The 18,203-nt window shown below is 59.2% G+C and carries 16 protein-coding genes; all 16 read right to left on the minus strand.

The genetic code is table 11. From position 1 onward, the window contains the following. Position 1: 1 nt before the first annotated feature. The gene (gene ftsQ, locus QMM04_RS13240; RefSeq protein WP_058780440.1) at positions 2-841 is read right to left on the minus strand and encodes a cell division protein FtsQ; all 840 of its coding nucleotides are present in this window, start codon (positions 839-841) and stop codon (positions 2-4) included. Between the two features lies 1 nt (position 842). Beyond that, positions 843-1,763 carry a D-alanine--D-alanine ligase gene (locus QMM04_RS13245; protein WP_058770620.1) on the minus strand — a complete coding sequence of 307 codons (921 nt, stop codon included), beginning with the start codon at positions 1,761-1,763 and terminating at the stop codon, positions 843-845. After that, entirely contained in the window at positions 1,756-3,231 is a 1,476-nt protein-coding gene (gene murC / locus QMM04_RS13250; RefSeq protein WP_031279704.1) for a UDP-N-acetylmuramate--L-alanine ligase, read from the minus strand. Before murC ends, QMM04_RS13245 begins: the two co-directional genes overlap by 8 nt. Positions 3,232-3,301: 70 nt before the next feature. Beyond that, positions 3,302-4,360, minus strand: a complete 1,059-nt coding sequence (murG, locus tag QMM04_RS13255; protein ID WP_150360694.1) for an undecaprenyldiphospho-muramoylpentapeptide beta-N-acetylglucosaminyltransferase — start codon at positions 4,358-4,360, stop codon at positions 3,302-3,304. After that, positions 4,357-5,571 carry a cell division protein FtsW gene (gene ftsW / locus QMM04_RS13260; RefSeq protein ID WP_021507561.1) on the minus strand — a complete coding sequence of 405 codons (1,215 nt, stop codon included), beginning with the start codon at positions 5,569-5,571 and terminating at the stop codon, positions 4,357-4,359. Before ftsW ends, murG begins: the two co-directional genes overlap by 4 nt. After that, complete coding sequence (gene murD / locus QMM04_RS13265) at positions 5,571-6,887, minus strand: UDP-N-acetylmuramoyl-L-alanine--D-glutamate ligase (protein ID WP_058770622.1); 1,317 nt, start codon at positions 6,885-6,887, stop codon at positions 5,571-5,573. Before murD ends, ftsW begins: the two co-directional genes overlap by 1 nt. 2 nt (positions 6,888-6,889) lie before the next feature. Beyond that, a complete protein-coding gene (mraY, locus tag QMM04_RS13270; RefSeq protein ID WP_021507563.1) occupies positions 6,890-7,972 on the minus strand; it encodes a phospho-N-acetylmuramoyl-pentapeptide-transferase in 1,083 nt (360 codons plus the stop codon). Next, positions 7,966-9,327, minus strand: coding sequence for a UDP-N-acetylmuramoyl-tripeptide--D-alanyl-D-alanine ligase (gene murF / locus QMM04_RS13275; RefSeq protein ID WP_104188111.1), 1,362 nt, complete (start codon positions 9,325-9,327; stop codon positions 7,966-7,968). The genes mraY and murF overlap by 7 nt, the downstream gene beginning before the upstream one ends. Next, positions 9,324-10,811, minus strand: coding sequence for a UDP-N-acetylmuramoyl-L-alanyl-D-glutamate--2,6-diaminopimelate ligase (murE, locus tag QMM04_RS13280; RefSeq protein ID WP_282996326.1), 1,488 nt, complete (start codon positions 10,809-10,811; stop codon positions 9,324-9,326). The genes murF and murE overlap by 4 nt, the downstream gene beginning before the upstream one ends. Beyond that, positions 10,798-12,564, minus strand: a complete 1,767-nt coding sequence (locus QMM04_RS13285; RefSeq protein WP_282996327.1) for a peptidoglycan glycosyltransferase FtsI — start codon at positions 12,562-12,564, stop codon at positions 10,798-10,800. The genes murE and QMM04_RS13285 overlap by 14 nt, the downstream gene beginning before the upstream one ends. A 16-nt stretch (positions 12,565-12,580) precedes the next feature. Next, positions 12,581-12,901 (minus strand): cell division protein FtsL, encoded by a 321-nt coding sequence (gene ftsL / locus QMM04_RS13290; protein ID WP_021507567.1) that lies wholly within the window; start codon positions 12,899-12,901, stop codon positions 12,581-12,583. Beyond that, positions 12,898-13,839: a 16S rRNA (cytosine(1402)-N(4))-methyltransferase RsmH gene (gene rsmH, locus QMM04_RS13295; RefSeq protein WP_021507568.1), complete on the minus strand. Its 942-nt coding sequence runs from the start codon at positions 13,837-13,839 to the stop codon at positions 12,898-12,900. Before rsmH ends, ftsL begins: the two co-directional genes overlap by 4 nt. A gap of 2 nt (positions 13,840-13,841) precedes the next feature. After that, positions 13,842-14,300: a division/cell wall cluster transcriptional repressor MraZ gene (gene mraZ / locus QMM04_RS13300; protein WP_021507569.1), complete on the minus strand. Its 459-nt coding sequence runs from the start codon at positions 14,298-14,300 to the stop codon at positions 13,842-13,844. Positions 14,301-14,792: 492 nt separating this feature from the next. Next, positions 14,793-15,803 carry a catabolite repressor/activator gene (cra, locus tag QMM04_RS13305; protein WP_282996328.1) on the minus strand — a complete coding sequence of 337 codons (1,011 nt, stop codon included), beginning with the start codon at positions 15,801-15,803 and terminating at the stop codon, positions 14,793-14,795. 197 nt (positions 15,804-16,000) lie between these two features. Continuing rightward, positions 16,001-16,492, minus strand: coding sequence for an acetolactate synthase small subunit (gene ilvN / locus QMM04_RS13310; protein ID WP_010615603.1), 492 nt, complete (start codon positions 16,490-16,492; stop codon positions 16,001-16,003). Between the two features lie 2 nt (positions 16,493-16,494). Beyond that, a partial coding sequence (gene ilvI, locus QMM04_RS13315) for an acetolactate synthase 3 large subunit (RefSeq protein ID WP_282996329.1) occupies positions 16,495-18,203 on the minus strand: 1,709 nt, incomplete at its 5' end.

The following is an 18,203-nucleotide window of genomic DNA, read 5'->3' on the forward strand; positions in this document are numbered from 1 at the left end:
ATCATTGTGGTTTAGCCTGTGCCTGGTTTTGTTGCTGATTACTGTCCTGTGGCTCAATCGGTGCCGGTGCCCAGCCTACTGCGGCGCCGGAGTCATAGCGTAGATCAACATAGCTGATGCGCTGGTTCTGACTCTGGCCCTGCTGCTGCAACTCCGGATAGAGCTCAATAAAACGGTTCAGACGCTTCATGGTATCGCTGCGCCCCAGTTCGATGCGCACATCGTCGCTGGTCACCAGCTGCCACGAGCGCCGCGCCGTCATCGACGCGACCTTCAGGGTAAACTTACTGGCCCGCAGCACATCACTCATGGTGTGATAGCCGGCCAATACCTCTTTCTCACTGCCTTCCGGCCCATACAGCATCGGCAACGTTTCTTTGCCGATGTGGCTGGCCGGGACGCTGAAGGAGACGCCATCGGCGTCCACCATGTGCGAGTCATTCCAGCGTGCCACCGGGACAAACTCCACCAGGTTTATCTTCAGCTCATCAGGCCACTGCTTGCGCACGCTAACCTGTTTAATCCACGGTAACCGCTCGATCTGCTGCTGGATAATGTCCACGTTCTGCGACATGAACGTTCCCGGCGCGCCGAGCGATAAAATCGCCTGACGAATATCATCGTGCGTGGTGTAGTGGGTTTCGCCCGTCACCACCAGCTTCGACAGCGGCAGACGCGACGCATCATTCATCCACTTCAGCACCACGAGGCCGCCAGCCACCATGATGCCCATCACCAGCAGCAGGAACACGATGCCAAACAGCCGTGCCCCATTGCTCCGTCCGGAGCGCGCACGCTCCTGAGGTTCGCGATTTCTAACGCGCAGTGCCGCCTGAGACATATCAGTCAGCCAGCTCCAGAATGCGCGCCACCAGTTGCGGGAAGCTGTATCCCGCCTGCTTCGCCGCCATCGGCACCAGGCTGTGGCTGGTCATGCCAGGCGAGGTGTTAACTTCCAGCAGCTGGAAATTGCCGTCACCGTCGACCATCACATCAACCCGTCCCCAGCCGCTGCAGCCTAACGCGCGCCACGCCGCCAGCACTAATGTCTGCAGTTCCGCCTCTTTCTCCGCACTCAGGCCGCTCGGGCAGAAGTATTGAGTATCGTCAGAAATGTATTTTGCTTCATAGTCATAGAACTCGCTGGCGGTCTGAATTCTGATTGACGGCAGAATTTCGTCGCCGACGATGCCCACGGTGTATTCGGCACCGCTGAGAAAAGCTTCCACCAGCACGTCATCATCATGGCGAAACGCCTCCTGCAGCGCGGCTGGCAGCGCTTCCGCCTGGTTCACGCGGCTGATGCCAACGCTGGAACCTTCACAGCTTGGCTTCACAAACAGCGGCAGTCCGAGCGCGTCAATCGACGCCTGCGCTGCAGCATCCAGCCCCTGCTCATACTGCTGGCGCGTCAGCCAGACAAATTTGCCCGCCGGCAATCCCCTGCCCTGCCACAGCAGTTTGCTGCGCAGTTTATCCATGGTGATGGCCGACGCCATGACGCCGCTGCCGGTGTAGGGCAGTTGCAGAAACTCCAGCAGCGCCTGCAGCGTGCCATCTTCGCCACCGCGACCGTGCAGCGCGATAAACGCTTTGGCAAAGCCCTGCTGCCGGAGGTCCAGCACTGAGACGTCACGGGTGTCGACACCGTGCGCATCAATGCCCATCTCACGCAGTCCTGCCAGCACCGCGCTGCCGGACATCAGTGACACCTCGCGCTCGGCGGAGGTACCGCCCATCAATACCGCGACTTTCTCAGCCATGGCGCGCCTCCGTGTTCAGAGCCGGCTGCAGCTGAATCTCAGCCAGCTTGCGGGCAATTTTGCCGATGTTGCCGGCGCCCTGCACAATCACCAGATCGTCGCCGGACAGCAGCGGTGCCAGCGCATCCGGCAGCGCTTCGTGCTCGGAGACCAGAATCGGATCGACCTTGCCGCGATTGCGGATGGCACGGCACAGTGAACGGCTGTCCGCGCCCGGAATAGCGGCTTCGCCCGCCGGGTAGACATCCAGCATCAGTAACACATCCACCTGTGACAGCACATTGGCGAAATCATCGAACAGGTCGCGGGTGCGCGTGTAGCGATGCGGCTGAAACACCATCACCAGCTTTTTCTCTGGCCAGCCGGCGCGCGCCGCTTTGATGGTGACATCCACTTCGGTCGGATGATGGCCATAATCGTCGACCAGCATCGCGCTGCCTGGCTTACCGTTAACGGCTGCAGTGTCAAACTCGCCCAACACGTCGAAACGTCGACCGGTGCCCTGGAAACTCTCCAGCGCCGCCAGAATAGCGTTGTCGTCAATGCCCTCTTCGCTGGCAACCGCTACGGCTGCCGCGGCATTCAGCGCGTTATGGCGACCCGGCGCATTCAGCGTCACGTGCAGCACCGGCTTGTCCTGACGAATCAGGGTGAAGTGGCCCTGCGCGCCGCGCTGTTCGTAGTTTTCGACCCGCACATCCGCATCGTCGCTGAAACCATAAGTGGTGACCTGACGGCCCACGCGCGGAATCAGATCGCGAATCACCACATCGTCCACGCACATCACCGCGCGCCCGTAGAACGGCAGGTTGTGCAGGAAGTTAATAAACGTCTGCTTCAGGTTCTCAAAATCGCCCTGATAGGTATCCATGTGATCCGCTTCGATGTTAGTGACAATCGCCACCATCGGTTGCAGATGCAGGAAAGACGCGTCGCTTTCGTCCGCTTCCGCAATCAGATAACGGCTGCTGCCGAGGCGCGCGTGCGTACCCGCCGCTTTGACCAGACCGCCATTGACGAACGTCGGATCGAGACCGCCTTCCGCATAAATACTGGTCACCATCGCGGTGGTGGTGGTTTTACCGTGCGTGCCGGCAATCGCGATGCCGTGCCGGAAACGCATCAGCTCAGCCAGCATCTCCGCCCGGCGGATCACCGGGATACGCTGCTCACGCGCCGCCACCAGCTCCGGGTTGTCCTGCGCCACGGCGGTAGAAACCACGACGACGCTGGCGTCGGTAACATTTTCCGGGCGATGGTTGAAGTAAATGGTCGCGCCCAGCGAGGCCAGATGCTGCGTAACCGGATTGGGCGCCAGATCGGAGCCGCTAATGTGATAGCCTTCGTTCGCCAACACCTCGGCAATACCGCCCATGCCGGCACCGCCGATGCCGACAAAGTGGATGTGCCGGACGCGACGCATCTCGGGCACAATAGAACGCAGTTTTGCCAATTGTTGTGTATTCATCTGTCTCTGTTACCTGTTTTCCCGTTTGCACCTGCATTCAGATGCAGGCCAGTCAAACTGACCGGTTAACTTACTTCGCGACGCGCGCAACCTCTTGTGCCACCCGTTCGGTCGCATCAGGAATCGCGACCTGGCGGGCTTTTTTCGCCATCGCCAGCAGCGTGGCGCGATCCCAGTGGCGCAGCGTGTCTGCGACGGCCGCAGCAGTAAACTGCGGCTGCTCGAAAATTTTGGCCGCGCCGGCTTTTTCCAGCGGCAGCGCATTCCAGTACTGCTGACGATCTTTGTGCTGGAACGGCACGAAAATCGCCGGTAAACCCGCCGCCGCCACTTCACTGACGGTCAGCGCGCCGGAGCGGCACACCACCACATCGGCCCACGCATAGGCTTGCGCCATGTCATCGATAAACTCGGTGACCTTGTGCTGCGGCTGGCCAGCGGCCTGATACGCCTGCTGCACGGTCTCCCGTGCGCCTTTGCCGGTCTGATGCCACAACGTGATGGCGTCACCCAGTTCGGCGGCGACCTGCGGCACGATCTGATTGAGGATGCGCGCGCCCTGACTACCGCCAATCACCAGCACGCGAATCGGCCCGCTGCGGTGTGCCAGACGCTGCGCCGGAAGCGGCAGCGCCAGCACATCATTACGCACCGGGTTGCCCACCACCTCGGCAGTGGGGAACGCGCCCGGAAAGGCCTGCATCACTGTGGTGGCGATTTTCGCCAGCCACTTATTGGTCAGGCCGGCAATGCCGTTCTGCTCGTGCAGCACCACCGGGATGCCGCAACTCCACGCCGCAAGGCCGCCCGGACCGGAAACATATCCGCCCATGCCCAGCACCACATCCGGCTGCCAGTTTTTCATGATGCGGCGCGCCTGGCGCCACGCATTGAAGATGCGCACCGGTGCCAGCAGCAGGGCCTTTACGCCTTTACCGCGCAGTCCGCTGATGCGGATGAAGTCGATATCGATGCCATGCTTTGGCACCAGATCGGCTTCCATCCGGTCTGCCGTTCCCAGCCAGCGCACCTGCCAGCCTTGTTCGATCAGATGATGCGCCACGGCCAGTCCGGGGAACACATGTCCGCCGGTACCCCCTGCCATGACCATCAGCCGTTTACCACTCATCGGGCACCTCGGGTAAACGCCTGGGCTTTTGCCAGACGTGTTTCATAATCTATGCGCAATAAAAACACGATGGCGGTCGACATAATGATCAGACTCGATCCACCGTAACTGATCAGCGGCAGCGTCAGGCCCTTGGTCGGCAGCATACCCGCCGCCGCACCAACGTTAACCAGCGCCTGGAAGCTAAACCACACGCCAATGGAACAGGCGAGGAAGCCGGAAAAACGCTGGTCGATCTCCAGCGCGCGACGGCCAATCGACATTGCGCGAAAAGCGACGAAGAATACCATCAACAGCGCCAAAACCACACCGACATAACCCAACTCTTCACCGATAATTGAGAAGATAAAGTCGGTATGCGCTTCCGGCAGATACTCCAGTTTCTGCACCGAGTTGCCCAGGCCCTGCCCCCAGAACTCACCGCGGCCAAACGCCATCAGTGACTGGGTCAGCTGATAGCCGCTGCCGAACGGATCTTCCCACGGGTTCCAGAAGGAGGTCACGCGGCGCATACGGTAAGGTTCCGCGATAATCAGCAGCACCACGGCGAAAATGCCGGAGCCGATAATCGCCAGGAACTGCCACAGTTTGGCGCCCGCCAGGAACAGCATCGCCAGCGTGGTAACAAACAGCACTACCACGGTGCCGAGGTCTGGCTGGGCCAGCAGCAGCACCGCCAGCACCACCATCACGCCCATCGGCTTACAGAAGCCCCAGAAGTTGTTACGCACCTCTTCCACTTTGCGCACCAGATAACTGGCGAGATAGCAGAACAGCGACAGCTTGGATAACTCCGCTGGCTGAATACGCAGCGGCCCGAGCGCGATCCAGCGCGATGCGCCGTTAACCGAGCTACCGACCACCAGTACGATCAGCAGCATCGCCACCGAGGCCATCAGCATCGCGTTGCTGTAGCGCTGCCAGAAATCCATCGGTACGCGCAGCGTCACTAACGCCATCCCCAGCGCCAGTGCGATATAAAAGGCATCTCGCTTGGCAAAGTAGAACGGATCGTCGTTAAGACGCTGTCCAACCGGCATCGACGCCGAGGTGACCATGACAAAACCGATAATCGCCAGGCCAAATGTCAGCCACAGCAGCGTGCGGTCATACAGCACCACCGGCGCGTCGTCGTTGTCGCGCGCGCCCATCACCCAATCACGCAGGCGCAGCGAAATAAAACTGGCGATACTGGCTCCGGGAATACGCATCAGCTCAGCTCCTTCGCCAGTTGCGCGAAGCGATCGCCGCGCTGTTCAAAATTACGGAACTGGTCGAGGCTGGCGCACGCCGGTGACAGCAGCACCAGGTCGCCCGCCTGCACCTGCGCGGCAATCTGCGTCATCGCCTGTTCGAGCGTGTCGGTGCGCGTCGCCACTGCCGGACGCAGCGCGGCCAGCGCATCGCCGTCGCGGCCAAAGCAGAACAGCCGCACGTTGTCGCCCTGCAGATAGCGCGCCAGCGGCGTAAAGTCCGCCCCTTTGCCATCGCCACCCAGCAGCAGCCACAGCGTACCTTTCACCTGCAGGCCGTTAAGCGCGGCTTCGGTGCTGCCCACGTTGGTGGCTTTCGAATCATTAATCCAGCGCACGCCATGCGCTTCGTGCACCAGCTGGAAGCGATGCGGCAGGCCGCTGTAGGTGGTTAACGCTTTCAGGCTGGAGGCGCGCGGGATATTCACCGCATCGGCCAGCGCCAGCGCGGCAAGCGCATTGGTGTAATTGTGCTGCCCGACCAGCTTCATCTCGTCGGTATTAAGGACTTTCTCGCCCTTCACCCGCAGCCAGGTACTGCCCTGCTGCTGGTTGAGGTGATAATCGCCAACGTCGATGCCAAAGCTGACGCAGCGGCGATCGGCACCGCGCACCGGCATGGTCATGCCATCGTCGGCATTCACCACGCAGATATCCGCGTTTTCATAGATGCGTAATTTAGCGGCGCGGTACTGCTGCATGCCGAGCGGATAGCGATCCATATGATCCTCAGTGACGTTGAGGATGGTTGCCGCCGCCGCTTTCAGGCTGTGGGTGGTTTCCAGCTGGAAGCTGGAAAGCTCCAGCACATACAGCTGCGCCGGCGATTTGAGCAGCGTCAGCGCTGGCAGCCCAATGTTGCCGCCTACGCCCACCTGCCAGCCCGCGGCGCGCGCCATTTCGCCCACCAGCGTGGTGACGGTACTTTTGCCATTGGAACCGGTGATCGCCACAATCGGCGCCTGCGCTTCACGGCAGAACAGTTCGATATCGCCGACAATTTCAATGCCGGCGTCGGCCGCTTCGCTCAGCGCCGGGTGCGCCAGCGCGATGCCCGGGCTGGCGATGATCAGATCGCATGCCAGCAGCCAGTCGCTGTTGATACCGCCAACGTGGCGCTCCACCTGCTCTGGCAGTTTGTCCAGCCCCGGCGGTGACACACGGGTATCCATCACGCGGGGCGTTACGCCCTGCGCGAGGAAGAAATCAACACAGGACAGGCCGGTGATGCCTAATCCAATGATGACGACTTTTCTGCCCCGATAGTCAGCCATGATTAACGTACCTTGAGCGTTGCCAGGCCAATCAGCACCAGCATCAGCGAAATAATCCAGAAGCGCACGATCACGCGCGGCTCCGGCCAGCCTTTCAGTTCATAGTGGTGGTGAATCGGTGCCATGCGGAAAATACGCTGACCGCGCAGCTTGAACGAACCCACCTGCAGAATCACCGACAGCGTCTCGACCACAAATACGCCGCCCATGATCACCAGCAAAAATTCCTGACGCAGCAGCACTGCCAGCGTACCCAGTGCGCCACCCAGCGCCAGCGAACCCACGTCGCCCATAAAGACCTGCGCCGGATAGGTGTTGAACCACAGGAAGCCGAGACCGGCCCCGACAATCGCGGTACAGACAATCACCAGCTCACCGGCGTGACGCAGATACGGAATGTGCAGATACTCGGCAAATTTCACGTTACCGGTCGCCCAGGCCACCAGTGCAAATCCCGCCGCGACAAACACCGTTGGCATGATGGCCAGACCATCCAGACCGTCTGTCAGGTTTACCGCATTACCGGTTCCGACAATCACAAAGTAGGCCAGCACCACGTAGAACAGGCCGAGCTGCGGCATAACATCTTTGAAGAACGGCACCACCAGCTGTGTGGCAGGCGTATCTTTACCGGCGATGAACAGCGCGAACGCCACGCCGAGCGAAATCACCGACATCCAGAAATATTTCCAGCGCGCGATCAGGCCCTTAGTGTCTTTACGCACCACTTTGCGATAGTCATCAACAAAGCCAATTACGCCAAAACCGACCAGCACCACCAGCACGCACCAGACGTAAGGATTGGACGGATAAGCCCACATCAGCACCGAAACCGTGATGGAGGTCAGAATCATTATGCCGCCCATGGTCGGCGTGCCGCGCTTGCTGAAGTGCGACTCCGGACCATCGTTACGTACCACCTGGCCAATCTGCAGTTTCTGCAGCCAGGCGATCAGGCGCGGGCCCATCCATAAAGAGATGAACAGAGCGGTCAGCAGGCTGACAATGGCGCGAAACGTCAGATAGGAAAAGACGTTAAAGCCGGAATAAAATGCGACCAGATGTTCGGCCAGCCAGACTAGCATGTTCCTTTCTCCTGTAAGCTCTGTACTACCTGCTCCATGGCGGCACTACGTGAACCTTTAACCAAAATAGTGATGTCCGCATGTTGGGACAGCAGCGTGCGTAAACGTTCAGTCAGTTCAGCTTTACTGGCGAAATGTTCGCCCCGGCCGCTGCTTTCACTAATCAAATGGCTGAAGCTGCCGGTGCTCAGCACACAATCAATACCGGCGGCTTTCGCCGCTTCGCCCACCTGACGATGACAGGCTTCGGCTTCTTCGCCCAGCTCACCCATGTCACCCACCACCATGACGCGGAAGCCCGGCATATCGCCCAGCACCTGCGCAGCGGCGGTCATCGAACCGACGTTGGCGTTGTAGCTGTCATCCAGCAGCAGCTGATTACCGGCGAGGCGAATCGGGAACAGGCGCCCAGGAACGGGCTGTAAGGTTTTAAGGCCAGACTGGATAGCGGTTAACGGCGCGTCAACCGACAGCGCCAGCGCGGCAGCAGCCAGCGCATTAGCGATATTGTGCCGGCCCGGCAGCGGCAGCTCGACGGCGATGTCGCCGCGCGGCGTGTGCAGGGTAAACAGCGTGGCGTCAGCGCGCAGTACGATATCGCTGGCGCGGAACTCCGCGTCTGCCATCGGCTGCGGCGAAAAGCGCCACAGGGTTTTGTCTGCGAACTGCGGCTGCCAGTTGGGCAGATCGTTGCTGTCAGCGTTGATGATTGCGGTGCCGTGTACCGGTAAGCCGCCAAAGATTTCGCCTTTGGCTTTTGCCACGCCCGCCAGTGAACCGAAGCCTTCCAGATGCGCCGCCGCCAGATTGTTGACCAGCGCGGTTTCCGGACGCACCAGATTGGTGGTGTAAGCGATTTCACCCTGATGGTTCGCGCCCATTTCAATCACGGCATACGCGTGTTGCGGGGTAAGACGCAATAGCGTCATCGGCACGCCGTAATCGTTGTTGAGATTGCCGGCGGTATACAGCGTTTCACCGCACTGGCGCAGAATCGCCGCAGTCATCTCTTTCACGGAGGTTTTACCGGAGGAGCCGGTCAGCCCTACCACGCGCGCTTTCGCCTGCTGACGCACCCAGGCGCCGAGCTGACCAAAAGCGATACGCGTGTCAGCGACCACCACCTGCGGCACGTCAACCGCTAAACGACGGTTCACCAGCAGCGCCTGAGCGCCACTGGCGATAGCGTCGGCGGCAAAATCGTGTGCATCGAAACGTTCGCCCACCAGCGCGACAAACAGGCTGCCTGGGGTGACTTTACGGGTATCCGTGGTGACATCCGCAATAGTGAGATCGCTGCCGTGCAGTTGCCCACCGCTAATCTCTGCCAGGGTTTTCAGCGTAACCGGAATCATGCCATTACCCCCAGCAAACGGGCGACGGTGTCGCGGTCAGAGTAGTCAAGGCGGCGATTGCCGATGATTTGATAATCTTCATGGCCTTTACCGGCCACCAGCACGATATCGTCGGCGCTGGCCTGCATCACCGCATGGGTGACCGCCTGCGCTCGTCCTGCAATGACGCGGGCCCGGCCCGGATCGAGCAGGCCGGTGAGAATGTCGTTAACAATCGCCGTCGGCTCTTCGCTCCGCGGATTGTCATCGGTGATCACCACGATATCGGCAAACTGTTCGGCAATCGCGCCCATCAGCGGGCGTTTGCCTTTGTCACGGTCGCCACCGCAGCCAAATACGCACCACAGCTGGCCCTTGCAGTGCAGCCGGGCCGCTTCCAGCGCTTTCTCCAGCGCGTCTGGCGTATGTGCGTAATCCACCACTACCGTCGGCTTGTGCGCGGCGGTGAACACTTCCATACGCCCGCACACCGGCTGCAGCTGGCTGGCACTGGCCACCAGCGTGTCGAGCGGATAATCCAGCGTCAGCAGTGTCGCCAGCGCCAGCAGCAGATTGCTGACGTTAAAGGCGCCCATCAGGCGGCTGTCAAACTCGCCGTTGCCCCAGCTCGAACTGAACTGCACGTGTGCGCCGCCGTCGTGATAATCGATCGCCGTCGCCTGCAGCCAGCGGCCACGACAGCCGGGCTGCAGATTGTTGCCCAGCGTAACGGCCACGGCATCCGGTAATTTTTCCAGCCAGCGGCGGCCCACTTCATCATCAGCGTTGATGATGGCCTCGCCTACCTGATGCTCAGAGAACAGCAGCCACTTGGCTGATTCGTAGCCCTGCATGTCACCGTGATAATCAAGGTGATCGCGGCTCAGATTGGTAAATACCGCGGCGGCAAACGGCAGCGCGGCCACGCGATGCTGCACCAGACCGTGCGAAGAAACCTCCATCGCGGCGACGCTAGCCCCGTGTCCGACGAGATCGTGCAAAATATGCTGTACATCCACCGCCGAGCCGGTGGTGTTTTCACTCGGCACCAGCTGACCGTACAGGCCATTGCCCACCGTGCCCATCACCGCACCGGTTTCGCCCAGCAGGTTGGCCCACTGCGCAATCAGCTGCGTGGTGGTGGTTTTGCCGTTAGTGCCGGTCACACCAATCAGCTTTAATTTGTCAGCTGGCTGCTGGTAGAAACGCCCGGCCAGCGCGGAAAGGCGCTGCGGCAGCTGAGCCAGATAGATAACCGGGACGCCGTGCATCTCGCGGATATCACCATCGCTGGCTTCGCCTTCAGCCTCGGCAATGACCGCCGCCACACCCTGGGCGATGGCCTGTGGAATAAATCGACGTCCATCAGCATGATGGCCCGCCACGGCGATAAACAGATCGCCAGCAGCCGCTGCGCGGCTATCCAGTGTCATGTCACGGAGTGGACGCGCCGGCGCGCCCGGCACCCACGGGGCCAGTAATTCGCGCAGGTTACGATCGGTCACTTGATTCCTCACTTCTGTTCTTCACCAACTCGTCTTTATCAATTGTCGGCAGCGCATCTGGTTCAATGTTCATGGTGCGTAATACACCGCCCATGATGGCGCCAAACACCGGTGCAGAAACCGCACCACCATAATATTTACCGGCCTGGGGATCGTTGATCACCACCACCAGCGCAAAACGCGGGCGACTGGCAGGCGCAACGCCCGCGGTGTAAGCAATGTATTTATTGACGTAGCGTCCGTCCGGCCCGACTTTTTTCGCGGTACCGGTTTTGATCGCGATGCGATAGCCCTTGATGGCGGCTTTAACGCCACCGCCACCCGGCAGCGCCACGCTTTCCATCATGTGCATCACGGTTTTCACCAGGTCTTCCGGGAAAACGCGCTCGCCCGCCACCGGCGGGTCAACTTTGGTAATCGACAGCGGGCGGTTGATGCCGTAGCTGCCAATGGTTGCGTAGACTCGCGCTAACTGTAACGGCGTTACCATTAGCCCGTAGCCGAAAGAGAAGGTGGCCCTCTCTATGTCAGACCACCGTTGTTTTTGAGGGTATAAGCCACTACTTTCCCCGACCAGCCCCAAATTGGTCGGTTTACCCAGTCCAAAGCGCGCGTAAGTTTCTACGAGTGCTGAGGAGGGCATCGCTAACGCCAAACGTGAAACCCCGACGTTACTCGACTTCTGTAAAACCCCGGTAAGGGTCAATTCGTTGTAGCGCGCCACGTCTTTGATCTCATGACCATTGACGCGATACGGCACGGTGTTCAGAACGCTGTTCTCTTTCACCACGCCGCGCTGTAGTGCGGTCATCACCACCATTGGCTTCACGGTGGAACCCGGCTCGAAGATGTCGGTAATAGCGCGGTTACGCATGACGTCTTTCGGCGTGTTGCTGAGATTATTGGGGTTGTAAGCCGGGCTGTTGGCCATCGCCAGCACTTCGCCGGTGTTCACGTCCACCAGCACCGCAGTACCCGATTCGGCTTTGTTGAAGGCAACGGCATTGTTCAGTTCGCGGTACACCAGCGCCTGCAGGCGCTCGTCGATGCTCAGCGTCAGGTTGTGCGCGGCGCGGCTATCGACAGAGGAGATATCCTCAATCACCCGCCCGTAGCGGTCTTTGCGCACGGTACGTTCGCCCGGCTCGCCGGTCAGCCATTTATCAAAGCTTTTCTCGATGCCTTCAATGCCCTGGCCGTCAATGTTGGTGAAGCCAATCAGGTGGGCAGTGACCTGACCGGCCGGATAGTAGCGGCGCGACTCCTGACGCAGGTAAATACCGGGCAGCTTGAGCTTTTTCACGTATTCGCCAATCGCCGGGTTAACCTGACGGGCGAGGTAAATAAAGCGCCCTTTTGGATTGGCGTTGACGCGCGCCGCCAGCTGATCAAGCGGGATCGACAGCGCATCCGACAGCGCTTTCCAGCGGCTATCAACGGTGACGCCGCCGTGCTCAGTCAGCTCTTTGGGATCGGCCCAGATGGCGTTAACCGGCACGCTTACCGCCAGCGGGCGTCCGGCGCGATCGCTGATCATGCCGCGCGCGGTAGGCACTTCCTGCACGCGCAGCGAACGTAAATCGCCTTCCTTCACCAGCTTATCCGGGCTGATCACCTGCAGCCACGCCACGCGCGACAGCAATCCGCCCAGCGCCAGAAGAATACAGCCGCACAGCAACGCAAAACGCCAGCTTACAAAGCTGGCCTTATCTTCCTGTTTTCTTAACTTCAGCGTTTTGCCTGCGCCGCTCATTGAGGTCTGCGATTCCTTATTTCTGCACCACAATATTTTCCTGTGAAGGATCAACATGCTGCAACTGCAGCTTATCGGTTGCTATCCGTTCTACCCGGCTGTGATCGCCCAGCGCATTCTCTTCGAGGATCAGGTTGCGCCATTCGATATCCAGCGCATCACGCTCCAGTACCAGCTGCTCACGCTGCGCCGTCAGCAGACGGGTCTTATGCGTGGTGGTCACCACCAGCACCGAAGAAACCAGCACGGCGATCAGCAGCAGCAGCGGGATCTTGCCAAAACGCAGCAGATCGCCACCAATGACGCCGGGCAGGCTGTGACGCTCATTGCCAATCACGATGCGGTTCTCTCAGCGATACGCAGGACCGAACTGCGCGCGCGCGGGTTGTCTTTGACTTCGGCTTCGCCAGGAATCAGCTTGCCGAGGGTTTTTAGTTCACGTCCGCCCAGCGCTTTCAGCTGGCTCTCGGTCATCGGAATCCCGGCCGGCACCTGCGGTCCGCGGCTCTGGTCACGCATGAAGCGCTTCACCAGCCGATCCTCCAGCGAGTGGAAGCTGATGATGGATAAACGCCCGCCCGGTGCCAGCACCGTTAATGCCCCTTTCAGCGCGATATCGATCTCTTCCAGCTCACTGTTGATCCAGATGCGTATCGCCTGGAAGCTGCGCGTCGCCGGATGCTTAAACTTATCTTTTACCGGCGTTGCCGCCGCAATCAGATCGGCCAGCTCTTTGGTGCGCGTCATCGGCTGTTCCCGGTTGCGCTCGACAATGGCGCGGGCGATGCGTTTTGCGAAGCGCTCTTCGCCGTAGGTTTTCAGCACAAACGCAATGTCTGCCTCTTCCGCGCTCTGCAACCACTCGGCTGCCGACTGACCGCGCGTCGGATCCATACGCATATCCAGCGGCCCGTCGCGCATAAAGGAGAAACCGCGCTCGGCGTCATCCAGCTGAGGCGAAGAGACGCCCAAATCCAGCAGTACGCCGTCGATTTTTCCGGTCAGCCCGCGCTCTTCGACATACTCAGCCAGCGCTGAAAACGGCCCGTGCACAATCGAGAAACGTGGATCTTTTATCTCAGCGGCTGCGGCTATGGCTTGCGGATCGCGGTCGATCGCCAGTAACTGTCCGTGCGCGCCAAGCTGCGACAGGATCAGGCGTGAGTGACCGCCGCGACCAAAGGTGCCGTCAATATAAATGCCGTCTTCCCTGATATTAAGGCCGTTAACCGCCTCATCCAGCAGCACCGTGGTGTGTTTAAAATTTTCCTGCATAGCTATAGCGACAAGTCCTGCAACCGCTCAGATAAAGGCTCCTGAGCTGACTGTTCTGCGTCAATATCGTCCTTAACTTGTTGATACCAGGTCTGTTCATCCCACAGCTCAAACTTGTTGAACTGTCCAACCAGCATCACTTCTTTGGTCAGGCTCGCATGCTGGCGCAACGTATTCGCCAGCAGTAAACGGCCTGCGTTATCCATCTGGCACTCGCTGGCATGTCCTAACAGCAGACGCTGCACGCGACGCTCGTTCGGATTCATACTGGATAACCGGGCCAGTTTTTTTTCAATAATTTCCCATTCGGGCAGGGTATAAAGCAGCAGGCAGGGCTGATGGAGGTCAATGGTGCAAACCATTTGACCCTGAGACTCTGCGAGCAGCAATTCGCGATAACGCGTCGGCACCGCCAGGCGCCCTTTGCTGTCGAGATTGACTAACGTTGCTCCACGGAACATGCCAGCCCTACCCCTCAGTTACCCGTTTTCACCACTTTATCCCACTTTTTACCACGAAACGAGTTTACGGAGCCGATGAAATCCTTGTCAAGCCGCAACGGCAAGTGAATATCACTCTTTACACCGAATGAAATTAACCGGAGAGAAGAATAAGAGGAGAATGAATGGTCAATTTAAAATTAACCTGATGAATAACAGTATAAAAAAAATTTGCGTCAGATTTATCGGTGAAAATTAGCGCAATTTTACCGCTGCGATTATTCTGCCCCAATCTGCGACGGCGGCGGCATTTTAGGGGATTTCTGAAAGGAAGCCCAGCACCATCGCGTCAGCTCTGCTATGCGCGATTGCTGAAGATGTAAACAAATAAGAAAATCCAGCGCCGATAATTCGTTAGCCGGGGCGATGATAATTTACGCTTTTTTACGCCCGTGTGCGTCTGGTTAAATATGGATGAGAGAAATTAGCGCGGGCGACATCTCGCCCGACGCTTCATTTAGCGCGACGACTTAATTGTCCGCGGCGGAATAAATTACGGCGGATACGGGTTAAACCCGGCTTCGGTTTGCGTGGCTCATCCAGCGAAGCCAGCACCAGCTCGAGCACACGCTCAGCAACATCGCGATGGCGCTGCCCTACCGCCAGCACCGGGCACTCCAGAAAGTCTAATAATTCGTGGTCGCCGAAAGTTGCAATAGCCAGGTCTGTCGGCAAGCGGCCGTCACGCTTCAGCGTTACGTCCATCACCCCCTGCAGCAGGCCAAACGAGGTGGTAAACAGCGCTTCGGGCATCGCGTGGTCTTCAAGGTATTTTTCAAACAGCGTCGCCGCAGCGGCGCGGTCAAAGCTGTTGCAATAGATGAAATCGATCGGGCGCTCATCGCCCTGCCACGCCTCGCGGAACCCCATTTCACGCAGGAAGCTGACCGACAGCTCCGGCAGCGCGCCGAGAAACAGCACGTTTTTCACCGGCAGCTGACGCAATTCAGCCGCCAGCGCCTGCGCGTCATCCTGATCGGCACCAACCACGCTGGTGAAGTGTTCACGATCCAGCGCGCGGTCCAGCGCGATAATCGGCAGCGGGTCGTTGACCCAGCGCTGATAGAACGGATGTTCCGGCGGCAGCGACGTGGAGACGATGATCGCATCCACCTGACGCTGCAGCAGGTGCTCAATGCAGCGCATTTCGTTATCCGGCTGATCTTCGGAACAGGCAATCAGCAGCTGATAGCCGCGCTGACGCGCCTGGCGTTCGAGATAGTTGGCGATGCGGGTATAACTGGTGTTTTCCAGATCGGGAATCACCAGACCAATCGAACGGGTGCTTCCGGCGCGCAGGCCCGCAGCCACCGCGTTGGGGTGATAGTTGTACTCACGCACCACCGCCATGACTTTCTCAACGGTTTTGTCGCTGACACGATACTGCCGCGCTTTGCCATTGATGACATAGCTCGCCGTGGTGCGCGACACGCCCGCCAGGCGCGCAATTTCATCCAGTTTCACGATGACACCTTAATTCTGATAAGCCAGGGCTGGCGAAAATGTCCGCAGAGTAGCTAAGGGTAAAACATTTGTAACATCTAACCGCAGAACAGTACGCTGAGCAACCGCTTTTCATGCACAAGCGGCCGAAGCGCATAAAATAAAAAAACCCGGCATTCCGCCGGGTTAGCTTGAAAACCGATGATAACTTTGCGGTATTAACGCATTACGCGATCGCCGCGTGATACCCCGACGATGCCGGAACGCGCCACTTCAACGATTTCCGCCACTTCGCGCACGGTGTTGAGGAACGCGTCGAGTTTATCGCTGGTGCCGGCCAGCTGAACCGTGTACAGCGTCGGCGTCACATCGATGATCTGCCCACGGAAAATTTCCGCACTGCGTTTTACCTCTTCGCGACCGTACCCGCTGGCCTGAATCTTCACCAGCATGATTTCACGCTCGACGTAAGCGCCCTGCCCCAGTTCGCTGACGCGCAACACGTCCACCAGCTTATGCAGCTGCTTTTCGATCTGCTCCAGCACTTTCTGGTCGCCCACGGTCTGAATGGTCATACGCGACAGGGTAGGATCATCGGTCGGCGCGACGGTCAGGCTCTCAATGTTATAGCCGCGCTGGGAAAACAGCCCCACCACGCGCGACAATGCGCCGGATTCGTTCTCCAGCAGAACTGATAAAATACGACGCATAATTAAGTCCTCTCCGTTTTGCTCAACCACATCTCATCCATCGCGCCACCGCGAATCTGCATCGGGTAGACGTGCTCGCTGCCGTCCACCGTGACATCCACAAACACCAGACGCCCTTTCGCCAGCGTATCGAGCGCCAGCTGCAGCTTCTCTTCCAGCTCAGCCGGATGCTGAATCGCGATGCCCACGTGGCCATAGGCTTCCGCCAGGCGCACGAAGTCCGGCAGCGACTCCATATAAGATTGTGAATGGCGGCCGGAGTAAATCATGTCCTGCCACTGTTTCACCATGCCGAGGAAGCGGTTGTTCAGGTTCAGCACCAGCACCGGCAGGTCGTACTGCAGCGCGGTCGACAGCTCCTGAATGTTCATCTGGATACTGCCGTCGCCGGTCACGCAAATTACGGTCTCCTGCGGCAGCGCCATCTTCACGCCGAGTGCCGCCGGCAGGCCAAAGCCCATAGTGCCGAGGCCGCCGGAATTGATCCAGCGGCGCGGTTTATCGAACTGGTAGTAAAGCGCAGCGAACATCTGGTGCTGGCCGACGTCCGAGGTCACATACGCCTCACCGTGTGTCAGACGACAAATGGTTTCGATCACCGCCTGCGGTTTGATTTTGTCGCTGCTGCGGTCAAATTCCAGGCATTTGCGGCTGCGCCAGCCTTCAATGCTCTGCCACCAGTCACGCAGGCTATCGAGCTCCTGCTTCGCCTCGCTCTGCGCCAGCAGCTCCAGCATCTGCGTCAGCGTCTGTCTGGCATCGCCGACAATCGGAATATCGGCGCTGACGGTTTTAGAGATCGAGGTTGGATCGACGTCAATGTGCATCACGGTGGCATTCGGGCAATACTTCGCCAGATTGTTGGTGGTGCGGTCGTCAAAGCGTACGCCGATACCAAAGATCAGATCGGCGTTGTGCATGGTCATGTTGGCTTCATAGGTGCCGTGCATACCGAGCATGCCCACACACTGGCGATGCGAGCCCGGGAACGCGCCCAGCCCCATCAGCGAAGTGGTGACCGGAATATTCAGCTGCTCTGCCAGCTGCAGCAGTTCCGCCTCGCAGCCAGAAGTAATGGCCCCGCCGCCGACGTAAATTACCGGCTTGTGCGCCGCCAGCAGCGTCTGCAGCGCGCGCTTAATCTGGCCTTTGTGGCCCTGCAGCGTCGGATTGTAAGAGCGCATGCTGACGGTTTCCGGCCACACGTATGGCAGCTTGTTAGCCGGATTCAGAATATCTTTTGGCAGATCGATCACCACCGGCCCCGGACGACCGCTGGCCGCCAGCCAGAAGGCTTTTTTCAGCACTGTCGGAATCTCTTCGGTGCTTTTCACCAGGAAGCTGTGCTTCACCACCGGACGCGAAATCCCCACCATGTCGCACTCCTGGAAGGCGTCATAGCCAATCAGCGAGGACGGCACCTGACCGGAGAGGATCACCAGCGGAATGGAATCCATATAGGCGGTCGCAATACCGGTGATAGCGTTGGTGGCGCCAGGACCTGAGGTGACCAGCACCACGCCGACTTCGCCGGTCGCGCGCGCCAGGCCATCCGCCATATGTACGGCGCCCTGCTCGTGGCGCACCAGCACGTGGTCAATACCACCGACCGTTTGCAGCGCATCATAAATATCGAGCACCGCACCGCCCGGATAACCGAATACCTGCTTAACGCCCTGATCGATTAACGAACGGACGACCATTTCGGCTC

Origin of the sequence: Pantoea sp. Pa-EAmG, assembly GCF_030024295.1 — a bacterium.
GTDB classification, from domain to species: Bacteria; Pseudomonadota; Gammaproteobacteria; order Enterobacterales; family Enterobacteriaceae; genus Pantoea; species Pantoea dispersa.

Coding starts and splice junctions, on each gene's coding strand:
- ftsQ (WP_058780440.1), bottom strand. CDS start 841: ATGTCTCAGGCGGCACTGCGCGTTAGAAATCGCGAACCTCAGGAGCGT.
- QMM04_RS13245 (WP_058770620.1), bottom strand. CDS start 1,763: ATGGCTGAGAAAGTCGCGGTATTGATGGGCGGTACCTCCGCCGAGCGC.
- murC (WP_031279704.1), bottom strand. CDS start 3,231: ATGAATACACAACAATTGGCAAAACTGCGTTCTATTGTGCCCGAGATG.
- murG (WP_150360694.1), bottom strand. CDS start 4,360: ATGAGTGGTAAACGGCTGATGGTCATGGCAGGGGGTACCGGCGGACAT.
- ftsW (WP_021507561.1), bottom strand. CDS start 5,571: ATGCGTATTCCCGGAGCCAGTATCGCCAGTTTTATTTCGCTGCGCCTG.
- murD (WP_058770622.1), bottom strand. CDS start 6,887: ATGGCTGACTATCGGGGCAGAAAAGTCGTCATCATTGGATTAGGCATC.
- mraY (WP_021507563.1), bottom strand. CDS start 7,972: ATGCTAGTCTGGCTGGCCGAACATCTGGTCGCATTTTATTCCGGCTTT.
- murF (WP_104188111.1), bottom strand. CDS start 9,327: ATGATTCCGGTTACGCTGAAAACCCTGGCAGAGATTAGCGGTGGGCAA.
- QMM04_RS13285 (WP_282996327.1), bottom strand. CDS start 12,564: ATGAGCGGCGCAGGCAAAACGCTGAAGTTAAGAAAACAGGAAGATAAG.
- rsmH (WP_021507568.1), bottom strand. CDS start 13,839: ATGCAGGAAAATTTTAAACACACCACGGTGCTGCTGGATGAGGCGGTT.
- mraZ (WP_021507569.1), bottom strand. CDS start 14,300: ATGTTCCGTGGAGCAACGTTAGTCAATCTCGACAGCAAAGGGCGCCTG.
- ilvN (WP_010615603.1), bottom strand. CDS start 16,492: ATGCGTCGTATTTTATCAGTTCTGCTGGAGAACGAATCCGGCGCATTG.